This is a genomic window from Hymenobacter daeguensis (assembly GCF_054780555.1).
In genome coordinates this window covers 98284-123868 of record NZ_BAAGWC010000006.1, presented here as the reverse complement: position 1 = coordinate 123868, position 25585 = coordinate 98284, and the positions used below count along the sequence as shown (strand labels likewise).

Annotated in this window: 21 protein-coding genes; 12 read left to right on the top strand and 9 right to left on the bottom strand. The window is 63.5% G+C overall.

Annotated elements, in window-relative coordinates:
* Positions 1-91 precede the first annotated feature (91 nt).
* Positions 92-808, top strand: coding sequence for an SDR family oxidoreductase (locus ACYVHT_RS09505; RefSeq protein WP_460550406.1), 717 nt, complete (start codon positions 92-94; stop codon positions 806-808).
* 70 nt (positions 809-878) lie between these two features.
* On the opposite strand, the gene ACYVHT_RS09500 is transcribed toward ACYVHT_RS09505, so the two are convergent.
* The 4 genes from ACYVHT_RS09500 to ACYVHT_RS09485 all read right to left on the bottom strand — a co-directional run bounded on the left by ACYVHT_RS09500 (position 879) and on the right by ACYVHT_RS09485 (position 6066).
* Positions 879-1529 (bottom strand): M15 family metallopeptidase, encoded by a 651-nt coding sequence (locus ACYVHT_RS09500; protein WP_460550404.1) that lies wholly within the window; start codon positions 1527-1529, stop codon positions 879-881.
* Positions 1530-1614: 85 nt separating this feature from the next.
* Positions 1615-3015, bottom strand: a complete 1401-nt coding sequence (locus ACYVHT_RS09495; protein ID WP_460550402.1) for an NADH-quinone oxidoreductase subunit N — start codon at positions 3013-3015, stop codon at positions 1615-1617.
* A gap of 150 nt (positions 3016-3165) precedes the next feature.
* A complete protein-coding gene (locus ACYVHT_RS09490) occupies positions 3166-4632 on the bottom strand; it encodes a complex I subunit 4 family protein (RefSeq protein ID WP_460550400.1) in 1467 nt (488 codons plus the stop codon).
* A gap of 105 nt (positions 4633-4737) precedes the next feature.
* Complete coding sequence (locus tag ACYVHT_RS09485; protein ID WP_460550398.1) at positions 4738-6066, bottom strand: serine hydrolase; 1329 nt, start codon at positions 6064-6066, stop codon at positions 4738-4740.
* 178 nt (positions 6067-6244) lie between these two features.
* Here ACYVHT_RS09485 and ACYVHT_RS09480 point away from each other — a divergent pair, with 178 nt between their 5' ends.
* From ACYVHT_RS09480 to ACYVHT_RS09470, 3 genes are read left to right on the top strand one after another with little or no spacing between them, the layout of a single operon-like run.
* Positions 6245-6712 carry a GNAT family N-acetyltransferase gene (locus ACYVHT_RS09480; RefSeq protein ID WP_460550396.1) on the top strand — a complete coding sequence of 156 codons (468 nt, stop codon included), beginning with the start codon at positions 6245-6247 and terminating at the stop codon, positions 6710-6712.
* A gap of 54 nt (positions 6713-6766) precedes the next feature.
* Entirely contained in the window at positions 6767-7159 is a 393-nt protein-coding gene (locus tag ACYVHT_RS09475) for a VOC family protein (RefSeq protein WP_460550394.1), read from the top strand.
* Between the two features lie 15 nt (positions 7160-7174).
* Complete coding sequence (locus ACYVHT_RS09470; protein ID WP_460550392.1) at positions 7175-8056, top strand: nucleotidyl transferase family protein; 882 nt, start codon at positions 7175-7177, stop codon at positions 8054-8056.
* A gap of 19 nt (positions 8057-8075) precedes the next feature.
* On the opposite strand, the gene ACYVHT_RS09465 is transcribed toward ACYVHT_RS09470, so the two are convergent.
* On the bottom strand, positions 8076-9131 hold the full coding sequence (locus ACYVHT_RS09465; protein WP_460550390.1) for a T9SS type A sorting domain-containing protein: 1056 nt from the start codon (positions 9129-9131) through the stop codon (positions 8076-8078).
* 184 nt (positions 9132-9315) lie between these two features.
* On the bottom strand, positions 9316-10002 hold the full coding sequence (gene nfi / locus ACYVHT_RS09460; RefSeq protein ID WP_460550388.1) for an endonuclease V: 687 nt from the start codon (positions 10000-10002) through the stop codon (positions 9316-9318).
* A 134-nt stretch (positions 10003-10136) separates the two neighbouring features.
* On the opposite strand from nfi, the gene ACYVHT_RS09455 reads away from it, so the two are divergent.
* The 3 genes from ACYVHT_RS09455 to ACYVHT_RS09445 all read left to right on the top strand — a co-directional run bounded on the left by ACYVHT_RS09455 (position 10137) and on the right by ACYVHT_RS09445 (position 12623).
* The gene (locus tag ACYVHT_RS09455) at positions 10137-10727 is read left to right on the top strand and encodes a DUF1990 domain-containing protein (RefSeq protein ID WP_460550387.1); all 591 of its coding nucleotides are present in this window, start codon (positions 10137-10139) and stop codon (positions 10725-10727) included.
* On the top strand, positions 10720-11403 hold the full coding sequence (locus ACYVHT_RS09450) for a DUF1990 domain-containing protein (RefSeq protein ID WP_460550385.1): 684 nt from the start codon (positions 10720-10722) through the stop codon (positions 11401-11403). The genes ACYVHT_RS09455 and ACYVHT_RS09450 overlap by 8 nt, the downstream gene beginning before the upstream one ends.
* Before the next feature lie 167 nt (positions 11404-11570).
* Entirely contained in the window at positions 11571-12623 is a 1053-nt protein-coding gene (locus tag ACYVHT_RS09445) for an NAD(P)-dependent alcohol dehydrogenase (RefSeq protein WP_460550383.1), read from the top strand.
* Positions 12624-12728: 105 nt separating this feature from the next.
* Here ACYVHT_RS09445 and ACYVHT_RS09440 read toward each other — a convergent pair whose 3' ends face one another.
* The 3 genes from ACYVHT_RS09440 to ACYVHT_RS09430 all read right to left on the bottom strand — a co-directional run bounded on the left by ACYVHT_RS09440 (position 12729) and on the right by ACYVHT_RS09430 (position 15910).
* Positions 12729-14267: a serine hydrolase gene (locus ACYVHT_RS09440; RefSeq protein ID WP_460550381.1), complete on the bottom strand. Its 1539-nt coding sequence runs from the start codon at positions 14265-14267 to the stop codon at positions 12729-12731.
* Between the two features lie 125 nt (positions 14268-14392).
* Complete coding sequence (locus ACYVHT_RS09435) at positions 14393-14899, bottom strand: hypothetical protein (protein ID WP_460550379.1); 507 nt, start codon at positions 14897-14899, stop codon at positions 14393-14395.
* Positions 14900-15112: 213 nt separating this feature from the next.
* Entirely contained in the window at positions 15113-15910 is a 798-nt protein-coding gene (locus ACYVHT_RS09430) for a 3'-5' exonuclease (RefSeq protein ID WP_460550377.1), read from the bottom strand.
* A 166-nt stretch (positions 15911-16076) separates the two neighbouring features.
* Between ACYVHT_RS09430 and ACYVHT_RS09425 the strand changes: the two genes are divergently transcribed.
* The 5 genes from ACYVHT_RS09425 (at position 16077) to ACYVHT_RS09405 (ending at position 25517) form a co-directional block, all read left to right on the top strand.
* Complete coding sequence (locus ACYVHT_RS09425) at positions 16077-17357, top strand: helix-turn-helix domain-containing protein (protein ID WP_460550375.1); 1281 nt, start codon at positions 16077-16079, stop codon at positions 17355-17357.
* 317 nt (positions 17358-17674) lie between these two features.
* Positions 17675-20158, top strand: a complete 2484-nt coding sequence (locus ACYVHT_RS09420) for a TonB-dependent receptor domain-containing protein (RefSeq protein WP_460550373.1) — start codon at positions 17675-17677, stop codon at positions 20156-20158.
* A 317-nt stretch (positions 20159-20475) separates the two neighbouring features.
* Complete coding sequence (locus ACYVHT_RS09415; protein ID WP_460550371.1) at positions 20476-21342, top strand: ABC transporter ATP-binding protein; 867 nt, start codon at positions 20476-20478, stop codon at positions 21340-21342.
* Between the two features lie 102 nt (positions 21343-21444).
* Positions 21445-21798 (top strand): four helix bundle protein, encoded by a 354-nt coding sequence (locus ACYVHT_RS09410; protein WP_460550370.1) that lies wholly within the window; start codon positions 21445-21447, stop codon positions 21796-21798.
* A 47-nt stretch (positions 21799-21845) separates the two neighbouring features.
* Positions 21846-25517: an ABC transporter permease/M1 family aminopeptidase gene (locus ACYVHT_RS09405; protein WP_460550368.1), complete on the top strand. Its 3672-nt coding sequence runs from the start codon at positions 21846-21848 to the stop codon at positions 25515-25517.
* The last annotated feature ends 68 nt before the right edge of the window (positions 25518-25585 follow it).

The following is a 25585-nucleotide window of genomic DNA, read 5'->3' as shown; positions in this document are numbered from 1 at the left end:
GTCCTTCGCTACGCTCAGGATGACAAAAGGGCCAACAATACCAGCGCAAGCGGGTTGTAGCACTTCCCAATCACCCCACGAACATCTACACATGGAATCCCTCCAAGGAAAAGTCGCCCTCGTGACGGGCGCGGGCAAAGGAATCGGCCGGGCCGTGGCCCTGGCCCTCGCAGCCGAAGGCGTGCAGGTGGGCCTGCTGGCCCGCACCGCCGCCGATTTGCAGGAAGTAGCGGCTGAAATCATTGCCGCCGGCGGCACCGTCATCACGGCCGTGGCCGATGTGGCCGACCGCCTCGCGGTGAACCTGGCCGTGGCCAGAATTCACGAAGAGCTGGGCCCGATTGACATTCTCATCAACAACGCCGGCATCGGCAGCTTCGCCAAGTTTCTGGAGATGGAGCCCGAGCAGTGGGAGCACATCATCCAGGTTAACGTGCTGGGCACCTACTACGTGACCCGCGCCGTGCTGCCCGTCATGATTGCGCGCCAGACCGGCGACATCATCAATATTTCCTCCACTTCCGGCCAGCGGGCCGCCGCCGGCAGCAGCGCCTACAGCGCCTCCAAGTTCGCCGTGCTCGGCCTCACCGAAGCCCTGATGCAGGAGGTGCGCAAGCACAACATCCGCGTGTCGGCCCTCACGCCCAGCACCGTGGCCACGCCCCTGGCCATCGGCAACAACCTCACCGACGGCAACCCCGAAAAGGTGATGCAGCCCGAGGATTTGGCCGAGTTCATGGTGTCACAATTGAAGCTGAACCGCCGCATCTTTATCAAAGAAGCGGGCATGTGGTCCACCAACCCGTAGTGCTAAGATTATTTGGATAGCAAACAGGCCCCGCAACGTGAGTTGCGGGGCCTGTTTGCTGTTTGGTTACTCACAGTTTTTCGAATGGCACATCCTGAATCGGGTACGCCTTCCAGTCCCTGAAGTCGAAGTGCCACCACTCGGCCGGCAGCACCGTGAAACCGTGCGCTTCCATGAGGCGGCGGAGCAGGTCGCGGTGTTCGCGCTGGGCTGGGGTGCCGCCCGCGTAGGCTGCGTAGGAGCGGGGGCTCATCTCATCGTAAGCCCCCGGCATCTCGATTTCCTGGCCCGTGGCCAGGTCGCACAAGCTCAGGTCGACGGCGCAGCCGCGGTTGTGGCGCGAGCCCTTGCGCGGGTCGGCCACGAATTCCTTTTTGTCGGCGGGCGTGTGGTCCCACATCTGCTTGGTGATGCGCCAGGGCCGGTAGCCATCGAACACCAGCAGGCGGTAGCCCAGCGGTTTCAGCTCCGCATTCACCTGCACCAGCGCCTCGGCGGCCGGGCGCTGCAAAAAGGCCCGCGCCTGCGGATACAGCACCAGTCCCATGAAATTGTGCGCCGTCGCGTAGCGGATGTCCAGCTTAATGGTCGGGTCGAGTTTGGTCAGTTCTACCAGTTCGTTGAGATGGAACGGCCCTGTCTCGTGCGGTGGCCGCGCCGCGCAACAGCTGAAGATGCTGAGGAAGCCGAGCAGCCAAAGACGTAGCAAGAAATGATTCATAGCGAGTACAGTCAGCCTTCAAATAAGCAGAAAAAGCAGCCCACCGGGCTGCCTTTTCTGCTTATTTGCTTTAAGAATTAAGCCTCTACAAAATCCCGCTCACGAAGCCCGGTGCGATGCCCAGCACAATGCTTAGCACCGCCAGCACCACCAGCGTCACCGTCTGGATGCCATCGACCGGCACCGGCGTGGCGCCTTCGGGGGCGGGCTGCATGTACATGGCAATGAGGGGGCGCAGGTAGTAATAAAGCCCCACCATGCTCATAATGACGGCGAACACTACGAGGCCGATGTAGCCCTGGCCCACAGCCGCCGCCAGCAGAAAAAACTTGCCGAAGAAGCCGCCCGTGAGCGGAATGCCGGCCAGCGAGAGCATGGCCACCGTCATGCTGAAAGCCAGCAGCGGGTTGGTTTTGCCCAGGCCGTTGAGGCCGGCGTAGGAGTCGTCGTGGCGGTGGTCGGTCACCAGCTTCAGCACGCCGAAGGCCGCTACCGTGGCAATGGAATAGGCCAGCGAATAGAAGAAAATGGCGCTGGCGGCATCGCCGGTGAGGACGCCCTTGCTGGCCACGAGGCCGATGAGCAGGTAGCCGGCGTGGCTCACGCTGGAGTAGGCCAGCATGCGCTTGGTGTTGGACTGGGCCGCCGCGCCCACGTTGCCGAGCAGCAGCGTGAGGGCGCACATGGCCTGAATGGTGGGCATCCAGAAGCCCTGGGCGGCCGGCAGGGCCACGGCCAGCAGCTTCAGGAAGGCGGCAAAACCGGCCGTTTTCACCACCGTGCTCATGAAAGCGGTGAAGAAGGTGGGCGTGCCCTCGTACACATCCGGCGTCCAGAAGTGGAAGGGCGCGGCCGATACCTTGAAGCCGATGCCGATAATCATCATCAGAATCCCGATGTAGAGCATCGGCTGCAGGCTGGCATTGGCCGGTGCGGCCACGGCGGTGGCCAGCTGCGAGAGGGCGAAGGTACCGGTAGCACCGTAGAGCAGCGCGATGCCGAAGAGCAGGATGCCAGTGGCAAACGCGCCCATCAGGAAGTATTTCAGGGCGGCTTCGTTCGAGCGCGAGTCGCGCTTGCTGCTGCCGGCCAGCACGTACATGCTGATGCTCAGGATTTCAATGCCCACGAACAGCATCAGCAGGTGGTCGTAGCCAATCATCATGATGGCACCCACCAGCGAGAAAAGGAGCAGGGCGTAGTATTCGGCCAGGTTGGGCTCGCCGCTGGCCACGTAGCTGCGCGAGAACGGCAGCAGCAGAATGGTGGTGAGCAGCACGATGCCGGTGAAGGCCACCGTGTAGTTATCCACCACCAGCATGTTGTTGAAGTAGGGGGCGTGCACGACGTTCCAGTCGGCGTAATTGGCCCCGAACACGGCCAGCAGCAGCAGCATGGCGCCGGGCAGCAGCACCTTATTCGAGCGCAGGAAGCCCAGGAACAGGTTGAGGATGCCGAAGACGGAGAGGAGAATGATGGAGGTCATGGGCTTGCTTGGAGTCGGAACGACAGCGAGGAACTGTCATCCTGAGCTTGCGAAGGACCTTATCAGGGCCGCTTCGTTGGATTACTACTTCAAATCTGCGCTGGCGTGATAAGGTCCTTCACTCCGCTGCGCTGCATTCAGGATGACAGATTACCGCCCGACGAGCGTCAGGATATTGGCCACGGCCGGCTCCGAAATGTGCAGGAACGAATTCGGGAACAGGCCAATCCAGAACACCAGCGCAATGAGCGGCACCAGCACCAGCAGCTCGCCGCCGGTGAGGTCGGTGATGGTTTCGGAGAACGACGAGTCGGGGCCGAGCATGACGCGCTGGAACATGCGCAGCAGGTACACCGCCGAGAAAATGATGGTGAGGCCGGCAATGGCGCCCACCCAGGCGTTGTACTGGTACACGCCGGCCAGCAGCAGGAACTCGCCCACGAAGCCGCCCGTGAGGGGCAGGGCCACCGTGCTCAGCAGCATCACCAGGAAGCACACCGACAGCAGCGGCGTGCGGCGCGTGAGGCCGCCCAGGTCCGGAATGTAGCGGGTGCCGGTGCGGCGCTCAATGGCATCGGCCACGAAGAACATGCCGACCACGTTCACGCCGTGGGCCAGCATCTGAATCACCGCGCCCTGCAGACCAATCTGGGTGAGCGAAAACACGCCTGCCGCCATCAACCCCACGTGGCTCAGCGACGAGTAGGCAATCAGCCGCTTCACGTCGCGCTGGCGAATGGCGATGATGGCGCCGTAGATAATGCCGATGACGGAGAGGATGATAACCGGCTTCTGCCACTGGCTCACGCCCAGCGGCACCACCGGCAGCAGCCAGCGCATGGTGCCGTAGATGCCCATTTTCAGCATGATGCCCGAAAGCAGCATGGTGGCCGGGGCGGGGGCTTCGGTGTAGGTATCGGGCTGCCAGGTGTGGAAGGGGAAGATGGGCATCTTCACGGCGAAGGCCGCGAAAATCAGCCAGAACAGCCACGACTGCTCCGAGGCGCTCAGCTTCAGGGCGTAGAAGGCCGAAAGCTCCGACGAATGCTGGGCCAGCGAGCCGGCGGCGGGGCCGGTTTGCAGATACAGGTACACGAAGCCGGCCAGCATCAGCAGCGAGCCCACTACGGTGTAGAGGAAAAACTTGAGCGTGACGGCCACGCGGCGCTCGCCGCCCCAGGCCCCGGCCAGGAAATAAATCGGAATCAGCGCCACCTCCCAGAAGAAGTAGAACAGGAAGGCATCGAGCGAGGTGAACACGCCCAGCAGGCCGGTTTGCATGAAGAGCACCAGCGCGTAGAACGTGGACGGATTGTCGAAATCGCGCTTGAAGGCGCTCAACAATATCAGCGGCACCAGGAAGGTGGTGAGCAGCACCAGCAGCAGGCTCAGGCCATCGAGCCCGAGGTGGAAGCTGATGCCGGCCGACGGAATCCAGCTGTAGTTGAGGTTGTAGGCGGCCGAGCCGTGGGCCTGGAAGTCGAACGCGGCGTAGGCCGCAAGGGCGAATTCAAGGAGCGAGGCCCCGAAAGCGAGGGCGCGGGCGGCGGCTCCCTTAACGAATAGCAGCAGCAGCGCGGCGGCCAAAGGGAGTAAAAGCAGTACAGCAGTCAGCATCAGCAGGCGGATTGGGCGCGTTGCGGCACGGGGGAACCCGGCCGCAAATTGTGCGCAAACTTACGCACGGACTAGGAAGGCACCACCGTTTTCGTGCAACTTCTGCTAATGCGCCACTTTACGGCGCATCAGCACGCGCCCGTCGGCGTCCAGCCACTGCGCCGTGTAGAGCCCCGGAGCCAGCGCGGCAACGGAAACTGAAGCCTCGCTGCCGGCCGTGGGCTGACGCAGGATTTCGCGGCCCAGCGCATCGAGCAGGCACACGCTGGCGGCCGTGTGAGCGGGTTGGCGCAGGGTGAGCGTTTCGGTGGCGGGGTTGGGGAAGGCCAGGAAACCGGCGGCTTCGGCGGCGGTGGCCGTAGCCGTGGGGCGGCAGAATACGGCCATGATTTTCGTCCACAGCTCATTATCGAAAGACGAAGCGGCGAGGCGGCTGGCCCCGGCCGACTGGCCCTGCCGCACCACCACGAGGCCCAGGCTGGGCACTACGTAAATCTTCTGGTCGTTTTTGCCAAGGGCCGCAATCAGGTCGGCCGGGGCGGCGGGGATGAGCGGGCCGGGCAGCGTGACCTGCGCGCCGGGTAGCTTGTAGCTGCTCTGGCCGTTGAGCCACCAGAGGTAGCCGTAGCTGCGGTTCAGCGTTTGGCTGGGCGTGGTCATGCGCCGGAAATAGGCCGTGTCGGTCAGTATCTGGGTGCCGTTCCAGGCGCCCCGCGCCAGGATGAACAACCCGAAGCGGGCCATGCTGCGGGCCTTGCTGTAGAACACGTCGTTGGCCCACAGCCCCGTCATGCCGATGCGGGCCCCCAGGCGCTGGCTGGTGTAGGTCGTCATGTTCGAAACGCCACTGGCCTGCACCAGCACGTTCTGCAGGGTGCGGTAGGCGCCGGTGTGGTAGGCCCAGCGCGTGGCGGGCGGCGCGAGGTAGAGCAGGCAGCCGGGTGTGGTGCTTTCGTTGTCGCAGGGCGCGGGCGGCGAGTCGTCGAGCCCGGTGGTCATGGTGAGCTGGTGGCGGATGAGCAGCTGGCGCTGTTGCGGGCGGGTGGCGCTGGTCCAGCGGCCGAGGTATTTGGAGGTGCTGTCGTTGAGGCTCAGGATGCCGTCCTGCTGCGCCAGGCCCACGAGCGTGGCCGTGAGCGACTTGCCCGCCGAGGCCCAGTACCAGGCCGAATCGGCGGTGTAGGTGCCGTAATACTGCTCCACCACCATGCGGCCATCTTTTAGGATGAGCAGTGACTTGCTGCCCTTGCGCCCGGCAAAAGCCAGCAGCGAATCGAGCTGCGACTGGCACCAGCCCAAGCTGGCGGGCGTGGTGCTGGCCCAGGTGCTGCCCGTGAGGGGCGGGAAATACAGCGCCGTAGGCTGGGCGCGGGCGGGGCTCGGGGCGAAAAGCAGAGCGGATAAGAACCCGAATAAGAGTAACCGGTTTTTCATTGCAGTAAAGGTCTTGCTAAGCGTAAGCGAATGGCTTGTTCCGGAATAGCAGCCCGTCATGCTGGAACAAGACTGCCAGCTAGACCTCCGGTTCCGGTGCCGGTTTAAACGCGGCCTGCGGGAAAGGCGTCTTTACATTTGCCCCAGTCGTTCCACAACCATTTTTGCCCCTGCCGCTATGCCCATCCCTGTTTTGCGCGATTTCCGGCCCGGCGACCAGCCCATTTTTCGCCAGCTCAACGAAGAGTGGATTTCCCGCTACTTCATCCTGGAGCCAGCCGACCTCAAGGCGCTTGACCATCCCGAAGAATACATTCTGGCGCCGGGCGGCCACATTCTGCTGGCCGAAGTGGACGGGCAGGTGGTGGGCACCTGCGCCCTCATTAAAATGGCCGACGGCGGCTACGAGCTGGCCAAAATGGCCGTTTCGCCCGCCGCCCAGGGCCGGCGCATCGGCTTGCTGCTGGGCGAGGCGGCCGTGCGGCGCGTGCGCGAGCTGGGCGGCCAGCGCCTGTACCTGGAAAGCAACTCGCAGCTGACGCCCGCCCTCCGCCTCTACCGCAAGCTGGGCTTTCAGGACCTGGCGCAGCCCAACCCCTCGCCCTACGCCCGCGCCGACGTGCAGATGGAATTGCTGCTGCGCTAAACCCGGCCGCTGGCCTGAAAACCGAATATTCTTCCGCGTAGTCGTCTGCTTATCATGGCCTTTCCCATTCTGCGCGTGGCCCGCCCCACCGACAACCTGCCCGCGCTGCTGCGCTTCTACTGCGATGGCCTGGGCCTGCAAAAGCTGGCTTCCTTCACCGCCCACAACGGCTTCGATGGCCTGATGCTGGGCCACCCGCAGGCCCCGTACCACCTGGAGTTTACGCACCAGCCCGGCCATGCCGTGGGCCGCGCCCCCACAGCCGACAACCTGCTGGTGTTTTACCTGCCCGACGCGGCCGAGTGGCAGGCCGCCGTGCAGCGCATGGAAGCGGCTGGCTTTGCGCCCGTGCCATCTTATAATCTCTACTGGGACCAGCAGGGCCGTACATTCGAAGACCCCGACGGCTACCGCGTGGTGCTGCAGCAGGCCGGGTGGAACCTGTAGAACCCATGGCAACCCATGACCCCGAAGCTTCCTGAGCCGCCGCCCGTCGTTTCGCGCCTCGCGCCCACGCCCAGCGGCTTTCTGCACCTTGGCAATGCCGTGAACTTTGTGCTCACCTGGCTGCTGACGCGGCAGGCCGGCGGCACGCTGCACCTGCGCATCGACGACCTGGACCGCGCCCGCCTGCGCCCGGCTTACCTCGACAATATCTTTCGCGTTATCGACTGGCTGGGCATTGATTATGACCACGGCCCCACCGGCCCCGACGACTTTCTGCGCCACCATTCGCAGCTGCTGCACCTGCCTGCCTACAACCGCGTGCTGCGCCGCCTGGCCCAGCAGCCGGGCCTGGTTTATGGCACCCGCCGGAGCCGCACGGGCGGGCTGACGGATTTGGTCCCGCTTGATGTGCCGGGAGCCGCCTGGCGGCTACGCGTCCCCCCGCCGGTTTATGCTGTCGGGCCAAACGCGGGCGAAATTCAAATACCCTTCTCGGAGGTGATGCCCGATTTCATCATTCGCAAGAAGGATGGCGTGGCGGCCTATCAGGTGGCTTCCATTGTCGATGACCTGCGCCTCGGCACCACCCTCGTTGTGCGCGGGCAGGACCTGCAGCCCAGCACGGCCGCGCAGCTCTGGCTGGCCAGCCAGCTGTCGGAAACAGCGGCCTTCAACGCCTCACGGATTCGGTTTCACCACCACCTGCTGCTGACGGATGAGGCCGGCCGGAAGCTCTCCAAATCGCAGCAGCGGCCCCTGGATGCGGGCGTGCTGGCGGCGGCTGCCGGACCGCAGGCGGTATTTTCCGCCGTGGCGCGGCTACTGGGGCTGCCGGCGGCGGCGGGAGAGTCGCTGACGGCGCTGCAAACGGCCATCGGCAATCCCGTTGCGCCGTGAAAAATGCCCTTGCCAGGGCTCATTGCTTCACAATGCGGACGTGGGCGCTGCCAGTGGCCGTGCGCGCTTCCAGCAGGTAGCTGCCGCTGGCAATGGCGGCCAGGGGCACGGTGGCCGTGGTGGCTCCGGCCGGTACCGGCCCCGTCCACACCAGCCGGCCGCTGAAATCCGAGAGCAGCAGCTGAGCGCGGCCTTGCAGGTGGGCGAGCGTGATTTGCACGACATCGGCGGCCGGCACCGGGCTGGCTTGCAGGAGGAGGCCCGCGGCGCCCGTCTGGGCTGCCTGCGTGGCCAGCAGCACGTTGCTGCCGAAAATCCGGAAGGCCATTTCTATGTTGACTGGTGTGGAATTGAGGCCGGTGCCCGGGTCGAGAATGGGGCTCCAGGGGTAGGTGCCAAAAGGCCCTCTGCTGTGAAGCTGCGCGTTGGCCCCGGCCTGGGTGCGGGCCCCAACCGTGGTCACCGGCACGAAGTAATACGCCTGCGTGCCCGTGGCCGTGGCCGACCAGCTCACCCAGTAAGTGCCGGCGGGCAGCACCAGCCCCGGCGCAACGGCGGCTTCTACTTCCCATATTTTGCGGGCGGTGCTGGCAGGCACGGCGCTGCCCATGGGATTGAGGCTGTTGGGAATGCGATAGGTGAAGGCATCGGCAGCACCCGTCAGGCGGTTGGTGGTAGAGTCGCCAAAAAAAATTCTGCTGCGGTAGGCCCCCGGCTGCCCGCGCCACACACGAAGAGTCAGCGTGCTGAACGGCGAAAAAGCACCGGCCGCACCGGGCTGATAGCCCATAAAACGGAAGGTGGTTATCGTCCAGGTTTGACCGACGGGTATCACAAAGTCGTCGGCCGCTTCGCTGACTACTAAGCCATTAGACCCAAATCCGGCATAGGCGTTCGAAACGGCCGGGTTGCCTGCATCGTTCTGTACTTCACTCCACTGCGTGCCGGCAGGGGCCGCAGTCCCGCTCTGGCTGGCGCTTCCCGTTGCGATGGCGCCATTGGAATAAAGCTGCTGGGCACGGCTGCTCAGCGCAACCGCAAAAAGCAGGGCGGTACAGGTAGATGATTTCCTCATGGAAAGCAACGTGTAGTAAGTATAATAGAAGAAAAATTATTATTATTATAAACATAGGTGCTTTTGTAGAGATATTAATATAATTTTTTGCTGTTTTTTATGAAATATAAAAATAGCCGTTCTTAAGCAGAACCCTGCTTTCTATTAACAGGTAGGCTGGCAGGCCTGTGCTTAAATAGCTGGCTTACAATTCTTTTTTGAATTGCTCGGCCCAGTGGTCGGCCAGCCGCGTGGGTTCCGGCAGCTTGTAGCCTTTCAGGCAGGCCAGTGTGAGGCGCGTGGCGGTGGCCTGGTCGCAGCGGTGGCCGGGGCTCACGAACAGCGGCAGCACCTTGTCTTTGCTGCGGATGACCTCGCCAATCAGCTCGCCGGTTCTGGCATCGGTGAGGGGAGTGATGCTGCCGCGCTCCAGGCCAGGCTCCTGGAAAACGCCCGTCAGCTTGTTTTTCGCCACGCCGAAAGTGGGCATATCGAGCAGCACGCCTAGGTGCGCGGCAATGCCCATGCGGCGCGGGTGCGCAATGCCGTGGCCATCCACCATGATGACATCGGGCTTGTTTTGAACCTTGGCGAAGGCGTGAATCACATTCGGCGCTTCGCGGAAGGAGAGGAAGCCGGGCACGTACGGCATGTCCACGGGGCCGTAGTTATACACTTTTTCCACCAGCTCCAGCGAGGGAAATTTCAGCACCACAAACACCGACAGGATGGTGTCGGGCGTGGGAAACGACGAGTCGCAGCCGGCAATGAGGCGCGGCTCCTGCGGCAGCGGCTCGTGGCGCACCCGCTGGTGCATTTCCTGCTGCTGCTGGGTGAGGCTGCGCACGAGGGCGGGGTCGGGCGGCGGGCCGGGCGGGCGGTAGTAGGCCATTTGAGGAAATTATGAGTTTTGAATTATGAATTATAAATTTTCTGAAATGGCTTTTTCTGGCGCTGATAAAGCCCAACCGTAGCATCTTCCGGCGGCAGCGGGCGTACAACGGGCAATACGATTCTTCGCCCGCCATGTCTGATTCCTCCCCCGATTCTCACGCCGAACAGCCGGCCGCCACCGGTTCCGGCCCGCTGCTGGAGCGCCGGTATTTCATCGACGTGGCCCGGCCCCGCCGCACGCCGGCTCAGCTGATGCACGAGGTGCAGACCGACCTGCCGCGTTTTTCGCCCGAGGCACTGGCCGATTTTGAGCGCAAAGACAACCGGGAGGGCCCATTGCAGGCAGGCGACGAATTTCACATCAAAATTCTGGGGCCCTGGAACGGCTGCGTGCGCGTGACGGCGGTGGGCAGCACTTTTTTTGAGTTCGTGACGCTCGAAGGCCACCCCGAAGCCGGCCGCATCCGCTTCGAAACCCATTACCTCAACGACCAGCCCGATACCATTCGCTTCGAAATCCGGTCCTGGGCCCGCTCGCGCGATGGGCTGGTGGCCTTCGTGTACGACACCCTGGGCGGCGGCAAGCTGATGCAGGAAGCCACCTGGACGGAGTTTTGCCGGCGCGTGGCCGCGGCCAGCGGCGGCCAGGCCCTCGGCGACGTCACCGTCGAAACCTACCGGCACGACGAGGCCGGCCACACCCAGCACACCCGCCATGAGTAATTATTCGGACGGCAAGCCGCCACTCTGGGAGCAAAACCGCGCCCGCCTCGATGCCTACGCCCACGCCAAAGTCAACTACGACTTCTCGCGCCAGAACGAATACACCGGCGAAACCGGCTGGCGCCTCGACGACTACGAAGCCGACCTGCCCGCCGAGGCCCCCGGCCCGCCCGAAGCAGCCGGCTCCTTTGCCGCCGCCCAGGACGTGCTGCGCCGCTACGCCTTCCCGCCGCCCGACCTCATCACCGGCATCTTCAACCCCGACGGCCCGCTCGAAAACCGCATTATGGTGCTGCGGGCGCAGTTTTTGTTTTTCACCTTCTACTTCGGCGTGCGGGTGAGCGAGGTGACCGACGAGCAGGCCCGCGCCACGCCCACCGGCCCCGAGCGGGTGTGGGGCTACGGCTACCGCACCCTCGAAGGCCACTTCGAAAAGGGCCAGATTGACTTCACCATTCACAAAAACCTGACCTCCGGCGCGGTGCAGTTCCGCATCCACGCCGTGTCGCAGCCAGGGCGCATCCGCAACCCGTTTTATTGGGTGGGGTTCAAGCTGTTTGGCCGCCGGCTGCAGCGCAAGTTCGCCCGCGAGTCGTTGCGGCGCATGCAGGCGCTGGTGGCCGCGCAGCGGGCCGGAAAGCCGCTGCCGAAAACTTTGACCGGCGCGGTCGGTTAGGACATCATCACAAACCCAGGTAGAACGTCATGCTGCGCGCAGTCGAAGCATCTCGCGTGCTATGGCAGTGCTCTTCTTCACCGATTGAGTTACGGCGCCACGCGAGATGCTTCGACTGCGCTCCGCATGACGTTCTGATTTTTACTCAACCCACAATAACCTCCTAAATGCTTCCAACGAAAGCCTACGCCGCCCCCGCCGTCAATATCCCGCTCGAACCCTTCAATTTCGAGCGCCGCGAAGTTGGCCCGCACGACGTACTCATTGACATTCAGTTCTGTGGCGTGTGCCACTCCGACCTGCACCAAATCCGCGACGAGTGGGGCGGCTCCATCTTCCCCATGGTGCCGGGCCACGAGATTGTGGGCCGCATCACGCAGGTGGGGGCCCACGTCAAGAACTTCAAAGTAGGCGACCTGGCCGGCGTCGGCTGCATGGTCGACTCGTGCCGCACCTGCCCCAGCTGCCAGGAGGGCCTGGAGCAGTACTGCGAAACCACCGGCATGGTGGGCACCTACAACAGCCGCGAAATCGGCAGCGGCGCGCCCACCTACGGCGGCTATTCCTCGCAGATTGTGGTGGATGAGAAGTACACCCTCAAGGTTTCGGAGAAGCTGGATTTGGCCCGCGTGGCCCCGCTGCTCTGCGCCGGCATCACCACCTACTCGCCCCTGCGGCAGTGGAAAGTGGGCCCCGGCCACCGCGTGGGCGTGATGGGCCTCGGCGGCCTGGGCCACATGGCCGTGAAGCTGGCCGTGGCCATGGGCGCCGAAGTGACCGTGCTCAGCACCTCGCCCAACAAAGAAGCCGACGCCAAAGAGCTGGGCGCCCACAAGTTTGTGGTGACCAAGGACGAGGCCCAGCTGAAATCGGTGCGCAACTACTTCGATTTCATTATCAACACCGTATCGGCCCAGCTCGACCTGGCCACCTACGTGAACCTGCTACGCCGCGACGGCACCATGATTCTGCTGGGCGTGCCCACCGAGGCCCCGCACATCCACGCCTTCAACCTGATTGCCAACCGCCGCCGCATCGCCGGCTCGCTCATCGGCGGCATCGCCGAAACCCAGGAAATGCTGGACTTCTGCGCCGAGCACAACATCATGTCCGACATCGAAGTCATCGACATCAAGGACATCAACGAGTCGTACGAGCGGATGCTGAAAGGCGACGTGAAATACCGCTTCGTGATTGACTTGGCCACGCTGAAAAATTAGGTAGCCGATGATGCAGAGACGCAACTATGCGTCTCTGCATCGTTTAATAAAAAAGAGGCGCCTGCTGATGCAGGCGCCTCTTTTTTATTAAACGATGCAGCTCCCTTACTGCTTGCTGAACACATACGGGTCCATTTCCAACCCGTCATTCACCCGGATTTCCAGCGTCTTCACCTGCCCGTTCTCCACGGTGAAAGGGGCCGGGAAAATGCCGTAAGCGGCGTTGGAAAAGGTGCTGCGGAAGATGTCGCCGTCCATGTAGTCCAGCGTGGTGGTGAGGGCGGGGTGGTGCGAGAAGCGCACGAGCAGCTGCTTGCCCTTCGGCTCTACCGTGATGGTGCCGTAGACGGGGTGCGTGTAGGTGCCGGCGTAGGCTTTGAGGCTGCGGGCGGGCTTGTTTTTCCTGGCCACGCGGGCGGCCAGCTCGGCTACGGTTTTGGCGGTTTCGGCATTGCCGGGCTTGGCAAAGCTGTAGAGCTGGCGGCTGCGGTCCACGTAGGGCACGCCGAGGTAGGCATCGAGCAGCTGGTAGCGCAGGGCTTCGAAAAAGCTCTGGTTGTCCTGGTTGGTGAGCACGGCGATGCCCAGGTTTTCCTCGGGCACAAAGCACACATTGGTCACGAAGCCGTTGGCCCCGCCGGTGTGCCAGTAAATCTGGCGGGCGTTGTAGTCGGCCGAGAGCACGCCCAGGCCGTAGGTGCGGAAGTGCATGGGAAAAACCGGCGACTTGCTGCTGCCTACCAGCGTGTTGCCCTCGCGGGTGCGGCGCAGCGTGGCCCAGGGCAGCACGCGCTGGCCCTCGTACTTGCCGCTATCGAGCTGGAAGCGCAGCCAGTGGGCGAGGTCGTTGGTGCAGGAAACCAGGCTGGCGGCGGGGCCGAAGTTATCCACCACATCGAACGGCACAGCCGTGAGCGGGCCGAAAGCCGTGGTGTAGGGCTGCGCAATGTTGGGCCGCTGGCTGGCCCCGGTGGTGTTGGGGTAGGTATTGGTCATGCCCAGCGGCGTGAGCAGGCGCTGCTGCACGAAGTCCTGCCAGGAGGTGCCGCCGGTGGCCGCCGGAATGACTTCCCCCGCCGCCAGAAAGCCGTAGTTGCTGTAGCCGTACTGCTGCCGGAACGGGCCGGTAGGCTTCAGGTAGCGCACTTTTTGCAGAATCTCGGCCCGGCTCAGGTTGGAGTTCCAGAAGGTGAAGTCGCCCTGAAACGTCTTGGTGCCGAAGTGGTGGCTCAGCAGGTCGCGCACCGTGAGCAGGCGCGTGCTGGTGGAGTCGTAGAGCCGGAAGTCGGGCAGGTACTGCCGCGCCGGGTCGTCGAGCTTCAGCTTTTTCTCCTCCACCAGCTGCGAGATGGCCGTGCCGGTGAAGAGCTTGGAGTTGGACGCAATGAGAAACAGCGTGTTGCCGTCCACCGGCTCGGGCTTGCCCACGGCCCGCACGCCAAAGCCCTGCGAGGTCACCACTTTTCCGTCCTTCACCACCACCACGGCCAGGCCGGGAATGTTCCAGAGCCGGAGGCCGCGCTGCACGTAGCTGGCCAGGCTGTCGCGCACGAAGGCATTACCGGCAGCGGCCGTCTGGGCGTGGGTCTGGAGGGAAAAGGACGCGGCCGCCGCCAGGGCCGCCAGGGTGAGAACAGGACGCATACAGGAAAAAATAAACCAAAAAAGAGCCGGCTGACCACCCCTTGGGGCATGTCGGCCGGCTCAAAGCTAAGCAGGCGCACGGACGGACGCCCTTCGGGCCACCCCACGCCGCTGCTGGCTGTGCGCTATTTGGTCAGCTCAGGTGGGGTTTTCAGCCCGTCGCGCAGCTGGCCGTTGATGGTGGCTTCCCGGCGCGAGACGTAGGGCGAGGCACAACGGCCGCTGCCGTTCGCCTGCTCCAGCACCACGTTGGTGATGTCGTAGGTGCGGCCGGCGGCCGGCACCACCAGCCGGTAGCTGCGCGCCGACACGTTTTGCCGCACGTATTCGGGCAGGGAAAACTGGGTGGGATAGTTTTTGCCGTGGAGAACGACAAAAATCGGCTGGGTAGCCGGGGCCGAAGGTGCGTTTTTCTGCCGCAGCGTATCGATTAGCGGCTGGAAGTCGGTTGAGCCGTAGCGCACAATGTAGGCCGACCGGACTTCGGCCTGCCGGAAGCCAACGCCGGTGCTGCTGAGGGTATCGGCGCTGAACGCCACCATGAAGGTGGGAGGGGGCGGCCCGGCGGGCGGGCAGGAGCAGGCAGCCAGCGCCACGAAGGCACTCGCCCCGAGATAAGCAGGGAAACGCATATAAGGGATTGGAAAGGAAAAAGCGGCGGCGCGCCACCCCTCCAAATATAAGGTTGTTCCGGCTGCCCGGCCCGCCGGTTTACTGCCCTGTTCGCCGGAAACGGCCGGCGTGGCATGGGCCGTGCGGGCAGTAGCATCGGCAGTACCATGCCGATGCGCAGCAGCCGATGCCTGAAAAAGCAGCGAAGCAGCGAAAATGAAGCCGCCGCCGGACTACACCGCCCGCCGCATGGGCACCGGCGCGGCATCGGCGTACACCACGTGCTCGTCGTGAAAGGGCTCCTCGCCCCGGAATTTCTGAATGATGCGGGCCGTGGTGATGATGTCCTTCTGGCAGTAGTGGGCAATGCGCGGCAGGTCGTTTTCTTCCCAGTACACGCGCGCCACATCGGCCCCGGTAATGTCGTCTTTGGGCGTGGGAATGCCGAAGATGGCGGCCAGCAGGCTGAGCGAGGTGTAGGACTTGTAGTCGCCGAACTTCCACAGCTCCATGGTGTCGAGGTGAGGCACCTCCCAGGGCTTCTTGCCGGCCAAATCGAGCTGGGCGGGCAGCTGCAGGCCATTTATCAGGATGCGGCGGCCGAGGTAGGGAAAGTCGAACTCCTTGCCGTTGTGGGCGCAGAGGGTGAATTTGGGCTTGTGCCCGAGCAGGGCCGAGAAGTCGCGCAGCAGCTGCTTCTCGTCGTGGTCGGCAAAGCTTTTCACCCGGAAGCGCCACAATTCCTCCTCTTTATCAAAGACGAAATAGCCCACCGACACGCACACCACCTTGCCAAACTCGGCGTAGATGCCGGCCTGCTCAAACAGGCTGGCGGCCGAGAGATGGTCGGGCATGGGCTCCGCCGTCTGGGCGCGGCCGGTGTAGCCCTGCTGGCGGCGCAGGCTTTCGCTCTTGTGCTCCCAGAGCTGGCGCAGCATGTCGTCGAGGCTGTCGTGGCAGTCCACGCAGGGCACGGTTTCGATGTCGATGACGAAAAGCTGGTCGAGCGGGGTGCGGTGAAGGTGCTGCATGGCAGAAACGAAGAATTAACGTGCCCTAAGATACTGCGGCGGCCAGGGAAGCCGGCGTGCGTTGGGGCAAGCTAAGGAATAACCGCGCCCGCGCAAAAGAGATTTCGCGGCTTGCGGCTGGCAGGTTGCGGCTGTCGGGGGCAGGGGCTGCCGTATTTTCGCTGCCATGCTGTTCGCCTTCGGTCCTCATAGCTCGCTGCTGCTGCCCTTTGTGGTGCCGGGGGCGGTGGCCGTGCTCTGGCTGCTGGGCCGGGCGTGGCGCCGCGGCAGCGCCGCCGATGCCCTGCTGGCGCTGCTGGTGCTGGTGCCCACCCTCAGCGTGAGCCAGTGGATGCTGGGCTACGCCGGCTGGTTCGACAGCCACGACGGCCATTCCACCGTCATGTTCTACGTGCCGTGGCGGGCCAATATGGTGCTGGGCGGAGCGTACTACCTGTATTTCCGCAGCCTCACCAACCAGGATTTTCGCTGGCGGCCGGCCCTGAAGCACCTGCTGCCGGGCTTGGTGGAATGGGGCGCATTTGCCGCCGTGGCCGCCTACGACCTGCTGTGGTGGCACGGCCTGCGGGGCCGGCCGCTGCCCGACTTCTTCGGCACCAAAGGCCGCGCCGCCACGGCGCTGGATGAGCTGGCATTGGTTGAGGCCCTGCTCAGCTCGGCGCTGCTGCTGGGCTACGGCCTGCGCATCCTGGCCGACTACCGCCGCTACGCCCGCTACCTCAACGACAACTTTTCGGACCCCGAGCGGCTGCGCTTCGCGGGGCTGCGGCAGCTGCTGGCTTTGCAGGCCCTGGTGCTGGTGCTGAGCCTGGTGTTCACGACGCTCAACCAGATTTACGACTTCAGCTACGACGCGGCCTGGTATTTCTTCGCCCTGCGCGGGGTGCTCATCTACGGGCTGATTGTGGTGGGCATTCAGGCCAACTATGCCGCCGCCACCAGCTCGCTGCGCTTCGGGGCCGCGGTGCCTGGCGCTGCCGCGAAAGCCCCGCCGCCCGCCGCCGCGCCTGCGCCCGTGCTGCCCCCGAAGCAGGAGCCCGCGGCCGAAACGGCAGCGACTGCTGAACCGCCGCAGCCGTCCGAAACGGCGCCCGAGCTGGCCCCCGAGCTGCACCCCTGGCGCGACAAGCTGCTGCGCCTGATGGCCGACGAGCAGCCCTGGCTGGAGCCCGAGCTCACCCTCACCGAGCTGGCCCACCGCCTGCGCACCAACCCGGCGCTGCTCTCCAAAGTCATCAACGCGGGCTGCGGGCAGAACTTCAACGACTTCGTGAACACCTACCGCGTGCAGGAAGCCCGCCGCAAGCTGGCCGATGCCCGCTTTGCACACTACTCGCTGGTGGGCGTGGCGATGGAAAGCGGATTCAATTCAAAATCAACGTTTAACCGCGTGTTTAAGAAGCTGCTGGGCCAGGCCCCCAGCGAGGTAATGCGGCCCAAATCATAAGTTGGGACGGGCCAGATTATGGCTTGGAGCGCCGGCCGTGGAGGCGGGGAGGACTTTTGTGTCAGTCTTCACCAATGCCTGCGCCGGCCATGAAAAATTCTTCGGTAGCTACTACTTCCCCTGCTGCCCCTCCGCTGGGTTGGGGCCCGGCTTTGTGCCAGGGCCGGGGGCGCGCTGCCAATATTTTGGCCGGCGGTAACGTTTGGCCTGTGGGCGAGGTAGTCGGGGAGCGTCTCAATAAAATAACCTGGCCCGCAAGCAACGTCGGGCCTGCTGCCAACATCTATACCGCCAAAGCTTCCTTTCCTTTTTCGCTTATGAAACGTCATTTTACCCGCCGTGCGCTGGGCTGCTTGCTGTGCCCGTTGCTGCTGTGGCTGGCCGCGCTGCCCGCCGCCGCCCAGGCTCCCGCCCCCGCCGCTGCGGGCACCGGCTCGCTCACCGGCACCGTGCTCGATTCGCTGAAGAAGGAGCCCGTGCCCTACGCCACCGTGGTGCTGCTGCCAGCCACCGGCGAGTCGCCCATCACGGGCGTGGCGGCCGACGATGCCGGCAGATTCGCGCTCAATAAGCTGACGGCCGGCAGCTTCCGGCTGCGCGTGAGCTACGTGGGCTACGGCACCCAGACGCGCAACGTGACCGTGACGGCCGGCGCCACGGCGCTGCCGGCGTTTCACTTGCCGGTGGCGGGCACGGCGCTGGCCGAGGCCGTCATCATCGGCAGCAAGCCGGTGGTGGAGGTGCGCCCCGACCGCCTCGTGTACAACGCCGACCAGGACGTGACCAACGCCGGGGGCAGTGCCGCCGACGTGCTGCGCAAAGCCCCGCTGCTGGCCGTGGACGGCGAAGGCAAGGTGACGATGCGCGGCTCCAGCAACTTCAAGGTGCTGGTGAACAACAAGCCCTCGCCCACCATGGCCAGCAACCTGGCCGAAGCCCTGAAAAGCATCCCCGCCGACCAGATTAAGAGCGTGGAAGTCATCACCACGCCGCCGGCCAAGTACGATGGCGAAGGCACCGCCGGCATCATCAACATCACCCTGAAAAAAGGCTCGGAGCAGGGCCTGAACGGCCGCGTGAGCGCCTCGGGCGGCAACCGCAACACCAGCGTGGGCGCGTCGCTCAACTTCAAGAAGCGCAAGCTCAATTTCACTTCCTCGGCCAATACGGGGACGTGGTTTAACCGGAACGAGTTTGAGCGGGTGCGGTTTGACAAAGTGAACCTTACCGAGCTGAACCAGAACAGCTACGGCCGCAGCAACGGCCGCTGGTACTACGGCACGCTGGGCATGGACTACGACCTGACCGACAAGCAGAGCCTGTCGCTGGCCGGCTCCATCAACGGCTACAATGGCGACGATACCAGCAACTTGTTCAGCACGTTTGTGGGGCCCGTGGTAGCGAATAATTCGCTGTTCAGCCGCGACACGAAGAGCATTTTTAGCGGCGTGAACGGCGAACTGACGGGTACCTACACCAGGACCTTTGCCCAGGCCCGCCGCGAGTGGAGCATCATTGGCCAGTACGCTAACAATAGCGGCACGTTTGGCTATGATTATGACCAGTTTGCGAACTCCTATAACACCCTGGAGCACGGCCAGGCCAGCTACCGCGAGCGCAGCCGGGGCCGCACGCCGGGCCACGAATACACGCTCCAGACCGATTTTACGCAGCCTTTCGGCGAGAAGCAAACCCTCGAAACCGGCCTCAAAGCCATTTTCCGGCGCACCGGCTCGGTGGCCGACGTGGACACGTTGAACCCGTTGCGCGACGCTGATTTCATGCGCGCTGCCCGCCGCGCCACCAATTTCAGCTACGACCAGAACGTGCAGGCCGCCTACGCCACGTACTCGCTCACGGCCAGCAAGAAAATCCGGCTCAGCGGTGGTGGCCGCATGGAGCGCACCGCCCTCACCGCCGATTTCCGGCAGCAGGGTACCGGCTTCAGCCGCGACTACTACACGTTTCTGCCCAACGGCAACGCCCAGTATTCCTTCAGCGACAACAACAGCGTGCGCGCCGCCTACAGCCGCCGCATCACCCGGCCCTACATCGACTACCTCAACCCCTTCGTGAACCGGAGCGACCCGCAGAACATTTCCTACGGCAACCCCGACCTCGCCCCTGAGCTAACTGACTCTTACGAACTGAGCTTCAATACCAATGGCAAGGCCGGCTCGCTCAACATCGCTGCCTCGGCGCGCCGCACCAACAACGCCATTGAGTCCATTCGCCTGCCCACTTCTGAAACCGGCGTGACGCAGCAAACCTATGCCAACGTGGCCTCTAATGCTTATTATCAGCTCAATTTCTACGGCTCGGCCAAGCCGGCCAAAGGCTGGGACCTCAGCGGCGGGCCCGATGTGCAGTACATCGTGCGCCGCAGCCCCACGCTGGGCATCGAGCGGCGCGGCTTCACGGCCAGCATGAACTTCAATACTTCATACAAGCTGCCCAAGGGCTTTACGCTTCAGGGATTTATGTTCGGCTCATTGCGCCAGCCCGACTTGCAGGGCACCGGCCCGGCCAACCTCTACTACCAGATGGGAGCTAAAAAAACCTTCTTCAAGGAAAAGGCCGACCTGGTGGTGAATTTCGGCTCGCCGTTCAACAACTCCTGGGCCTACCGCAGCACCACCAGCACGCCTTCGTTCGACGAAAACAGCACCTACCGCGCCTACCAGCGCAGCTTCCGCATCAGCTTCGCCTACCGCTTTGGCACCGAGCAGCAAACCAAGCAGCGCAAATCCATCTCGAACGACGACGTGAAGGGCGGCGGCGGCAAGCAGGGCGGGCAGTAGGGGCACGGCGTTTCAGCGCATAAGCAAAAAGGTCCGGCAGTTCCGCCGGACCTTTTTGCTTATGCGCTCCGGTCCGATGGCGCAGCCATCCGACCGGTTGCTGCCAGCACGAAATGCAACGAACGAAACCGTTCAGCAGAAATCGGTCGGCCGGCTGCGCCGTTGGACCAGCGCAATATCGCCTGCAGCCTCAGGCAACCCCGCTGCCATACCGCGCATCTCTCAGCCAGGCTGCCTGTAATGCCGCGCTGCCTTTGGACGATTCCTTTGCTGCACAGTACCTTCCGGCTCAACCCATTCACCTTCTGCAAAAACGCATGGCCCTCACCATCACCAACCTTTCCAAGACGTACCCCAACGGGACGCAGGCCCTCAAAAACGTCACGCTTGATATTCCGAACGGCATGTTTGGCCTGCTGGGGCCCAACGGGGCGGGCAAGTCGAGCCTGATGCGCACCATTGCCACCCTGCAGGATGCCGACACCGGCGCCATCATGCTCGATGACATCGACGTGCTGCGTGACAAAGAGGCCGTGCGCCGCGTGCTGGGCTACCTGCCGCAGGAATTCGGCGTGTACCCCAGCGTGAGCGCCGAGGACCTGCTCCACCACTTCGCCACCCTCAAGGGCATTGCCAACGGCCGCGAGCGCAAGGAGATGGTGGCCGCCCTGCTGCACCAGACCAACCTCTACGACGTGCGCAAAAAGCACGTCGGCGGCTACTCCGGCGGCATGAAGCAGCGCTTCGGCATTGCCCAGGCCCTGCTCGGCAACCCTCGCCTCATCATCGTGGACGAGCCCACCGCCGGCCTCGACCCCGCCGAGCGCAACCGCTTCCACAACCTGCTCTCCGAGATTGGCGAAAACCTGGTGGTTATTCTCAGCACGCACATCGTGAGCGACGTGGCCGACCTGTGCCGCTACATGGCCATCATCAACAAGGGCGAAGTGCTGCTCACCGGCGACCCGGTGTCGGTGATGAATAATCTGAGCGGGAAAATCTGGAAGAAGCTGATTGAGAAGCAGGAGCTGCCCGCGCTGCAGGCCAGCCAGCAGGTCATCAGCTCGCGCCTGTTCGCGGGCAAAACCGTGGTGCACGTCCTGGCCGATGCCGCGCCGGACAGCGGGTTTGAAGCGGTGAATCCGGATTTGGAGGACGTGTATTTTGCTAGTATCAAGAGCTAAGTAGCAAGTAATAAGACGGGTTTACTGCCTGGGTGCATCCTTGTCTGCAGCGCACTCTTGAAGTCTTGCTGCTTACTACTAACATCTTACTACTAACAAATCATGCACAATTTCAAGCAATTGACTGTGTGGGAAAGAGCGATGAGCATGGCGCAAGCTGTGCATGTGCTTTGCCAGCAACTGCCCGATACAGAGCGTTACGGGCTGATTTCGCAGATGCGAAGGGCGGCAGTCTCCATCCCGTCTAACATTGCCGAAGGCTCGGGGCGCGGTTTCAATGCGGATTTTCGACGCTTCCTGAGCATCGCCATTGGGTCGGCTTACGAACTCGAGACACAGTTGCTTCTATCAAGCCGTTTCGGCTACTGCACCGATGTCCAAACGGGCCCTTTGCTGATACAAATGAGTGAGCTGCAAAAAATGCTGTATGGTCTTCGCAATAGTCTGCGCGACTGATGTGAGTAGTCCTGCTACTTACTACTAACATCTTACTAATAAGCCTCATGTTCCTCCCTATACTTTTTTTCGAACTCAAATACCGCCTGCGCCGGCCCGCTACCTGGATTTATTTCCTCCTGCTGTTCCTGATGGCTTTCCTGCTGGTGACGGCGGCCGGCGGCGGCTTCGGCACGGGGGTTAAAATTTCCCTCGGCGGCGACGGCCAGACGGTGAAAATCAACGCCCCGTTCTCGCTCAACATCATCACGGCAGTGCTCAGCGTGTTCGGCATCATCATCGCCTCCTCGCTCATGGGCAACCCCGTGTACCGCGACTTCGAGTACCGCACGCACTCGCTGTTCTACACCACGCCCATCAGCAAATTCGGCTACCTGGGCGGGCGCTTTTTCGGCTCGTATCTCATTGCCGTGCTGGTTTTCAGCGGCATTGGCATCGGGGCGGCGGTGGCCGGCGTGATGCCCTGGGTGCAGGCCGACCGGTTTCTGGCCAGTGCGCCGCTGGGCACCTACGTGTGGCCCTACGTGGTGCTCGTGCTGCCCAATCTGCTGTTTTCGGGGGCGGTTTTCTTCACGGCGGCCACGCTCACGCGCAATATTCTGAGCACCTACATCGGCTCGGTGGGGCTGCTGGTGGTGTACCTCATTGCCACTTCCTACCTCAGCGACCTCAAAAACGAGCACCTGATAGCCGCGCTCGATGCCTTCGGACTGTCGGCCATCGAATTCACGACCCGCTACTGGACTTCGGCCGAGAAAAACCGTTTGCTGCTGCCGCTGTCCAGCTACGTGGTGCTGAACCGCGCCGTGTGGCTGGCCGTGGGCCTGGGCCTGCTGGGCGTGTGCTATGCCCGCTTCCGGTTCTCCGCCTTCGCCTCCGACAAGCCCGACAAGAAAGCCCGCCGCGCCACCCCCGCCGCCCTGGCCGCCGAAGCCGGCCCCGAGGCGGGCCTGACTGCTTCCGGCCCCGCCGGCCTGCGCCTGCCGCGCGTGACGCAGGTTTTCTCCGGCGGCATGAGCCTGCGCCAGTGGTGGAGCCTGACGAAGCTGGAGTTTCGGGGCATCGTGCGCAGCCGCTACTTCGCGGCCATTGCGGGGGCAGGCGTTATCCTGCTGCTGGCCACGTCGGCGCAGGTCGGCAAGACGTTCGATACCCAGACCTATCCGGTTACCTATGAGGTGATTGAGGCCATAACCGGCTCGTTTTTCCTGTTCTTCCTGGCCATCATCATCTTCTACAGCGGTGAGCTGGTGTGGCGCGAGCGCGAAGCCGGCGTGGCCCAGATTACCGACGCCGTGCCGGTGCCCAGTTGGGTGCCGTTCCTGAGCAAGCTGGCCGCGCTGGGCCTGGTGCAGGTGGTGCTGCTGGCCGTGGTAATGGTGTGCGGGCTGCTGATTCAGACCTTCCGCGGGTATTTCCACTACGAAATCGGCCTCTACCTGCAGGCGCTGTTCCTGTACGAGCTGCCGTTTCTGCTGCTGCTCTGCGTGCTGGGGATGGTGACGCAGGTGGTGGTGAACAACAAGTACCTGGGCTTCGCGGTGATGGTGGTGTACTACCTGGCCAACATTTTCCGGAGCCAGATTGGGTTGGGGCACCGGCTGCTGGGCTACGGCGGCGGCCCCACGCCGGGCCAGTATTCGGACATGAACGGCTACGGGCACTTCCTGCCGGCCTTCTGGTGGAGCAAGCTGCTGTGGTTTGGCGTGGCCCTGCTGCTGGTGCTGCTGGCCAACCTGCTCTGGGTGCGCGGCACCGATACCAGCGGCCGCCTAGCCGAAGCGCGCCGCCGCTGGAGCCCCGCCAGCAGCGCCGCCCTGGCGCTGGGCCTGCTCGTGAGCCTGGGCGCGGGCTGGTATATCTTCTACAACACCAATGTGTTGAATAAATACCTGACGCCCAAGGAAGGCGAGAAGCGGCAGGTAGCCTACGAAAAGCTGTACCGCCGCCTGAAGGACGTTGCCCAGCCCCGCATCACGGCCGTCGACATGAACACGGAGATTTTTCCGAGCACCCGCGGCGTGCATTTCACGGGCCGGTTCACGCTGGTGAACAAGCACGCCCGCGCCCTCGATACCGTCATCGTTAACATTCCCGCCGAGCAAAACCCGCGCGTGCGCGCCCTCACGCTGGGCCAGCCCGGCCAGGCCACCCTGGCCCTGAACGACACCACCTACGGCATGCGCCTCTACCGCCTGGCCCGGCCGCTGGCGCCCGGCGACTCGCTCCTGCTCGGCCTGGACATCGTGTACCGGGAGCTTGGCTTCCCGAGCACGGGCTCGAATACGGACATTGTGTACAACGGCACCTTCATCAGCAGCAGCTACCTGCCCGGCCTCGGCTACCGCGAAGAAGCCGAGCTGAGCGGCGACCAGGACCGCAAAAATTACGGCCTGAAACCCAAGCCCCGCATGGCCAACGTGAACGACCTGAAGGCCCGCCAGAACACCTACATCAGCCAGGATGCCGACTGGATTCGCTTCCGCACCACCGTCAGCACCGAGGCCGACCAGACCGCCATTGCGCCCGGCTACCTGCAAAAGGAATGGGTGAAAGACGGCCGCCGCTACTTCACCTACGTGATGGACCGGCCCATGCTCAACTTCTACACCTTCCTCTCGGCCCGCTACAAGGAGTATAAGAGCCAGTGGGTTGACACGGCCGGCCACCGCACCATTCCCATCACCATCTACTACCAGCCGGGCCACGAGTACAACCTCAAGCGCATGGCCGAGGGCGCCCGCGACGCGCTGGCCTACTGCTCCCGCAACTTCTCGCCCTACCAGCACCGGCAGCTGCGCATTCTGGAATTCCCGCGCTACCAGAGCTTCGCCCAGAGCTTTGCCAACACAGTGCCTTTCTCCGAGGCCATCGGCTTCATTGCGCATGTGAAGGACGAAGACCCCGAAGACCTCAACATGCCCTACTACGTGACGGCCCACGAAACCGGGCACCAGTGGTGGGCCCACCAGGTTATTGGCGGCAACGTGCAGGGCAGCACCCTGATGGTGGAAGCCATGGCCGAGTATTCGGCCCTGATGGTACTGCTACACCACAACGGCCCCACCGCCATGCAGCGCTTCCTGAAGGTGGACATGAACCGCTACCTCACCGGCCGCGCCTTCGAGCAGAAGAAAGAAGTGCCGCTGGCGCTGGTCGAAAACCAGCAGTACATCCACTACGCCAAGGGCTCGGTGGTGATGTATGGCCTGCAGGATGCCATGGGCGAGGTGCCGCTGAATGCCGCCCTGAAGCAGTACGTGGCCGCCGTGGCCTACCAGCAGCCGCCCTACACCAACTCCACGGAGTTCATCGCCAACCTGCGCCGCGCCGCGCCCGACTCGCTCCAGCCCTACATTACCGACCAGTTCGAGCGCATCACTTTATTCGACAACCGCGTGACGGCCGCCAGCAGCAAGAAGCTGCCCAACGGCCGCTATCAGGTCGATTTCACGGTGAAGTCGGCCAAGTTCTACGCCGACAGCCTGGGCAACCAGCGCCCCGCCGACCAGCGCCGCGACGTGCTGCCCGTGGCCGTGCTGGCCGCCCCCGGCCCCAACGACAAGCCCCAGCCGCCCCTGCTGCTCGTGAAGCGCCACCTGCACGCCGGCGACAACCAGCTCCGCTTTGTGGTGGCTAAAAAGCCCGCCGCCGTCGCCGTCGACCCCTTCAACATGGTCATCGACCGGCAGCTCGACGACAACCGCAAGGACTTGTAGCCATCAGCCGCAGGGTTCATCAAGCAAAAGCCCCGACCAAACCTGGTCGGGGCTTTTGTCTGGTGCCA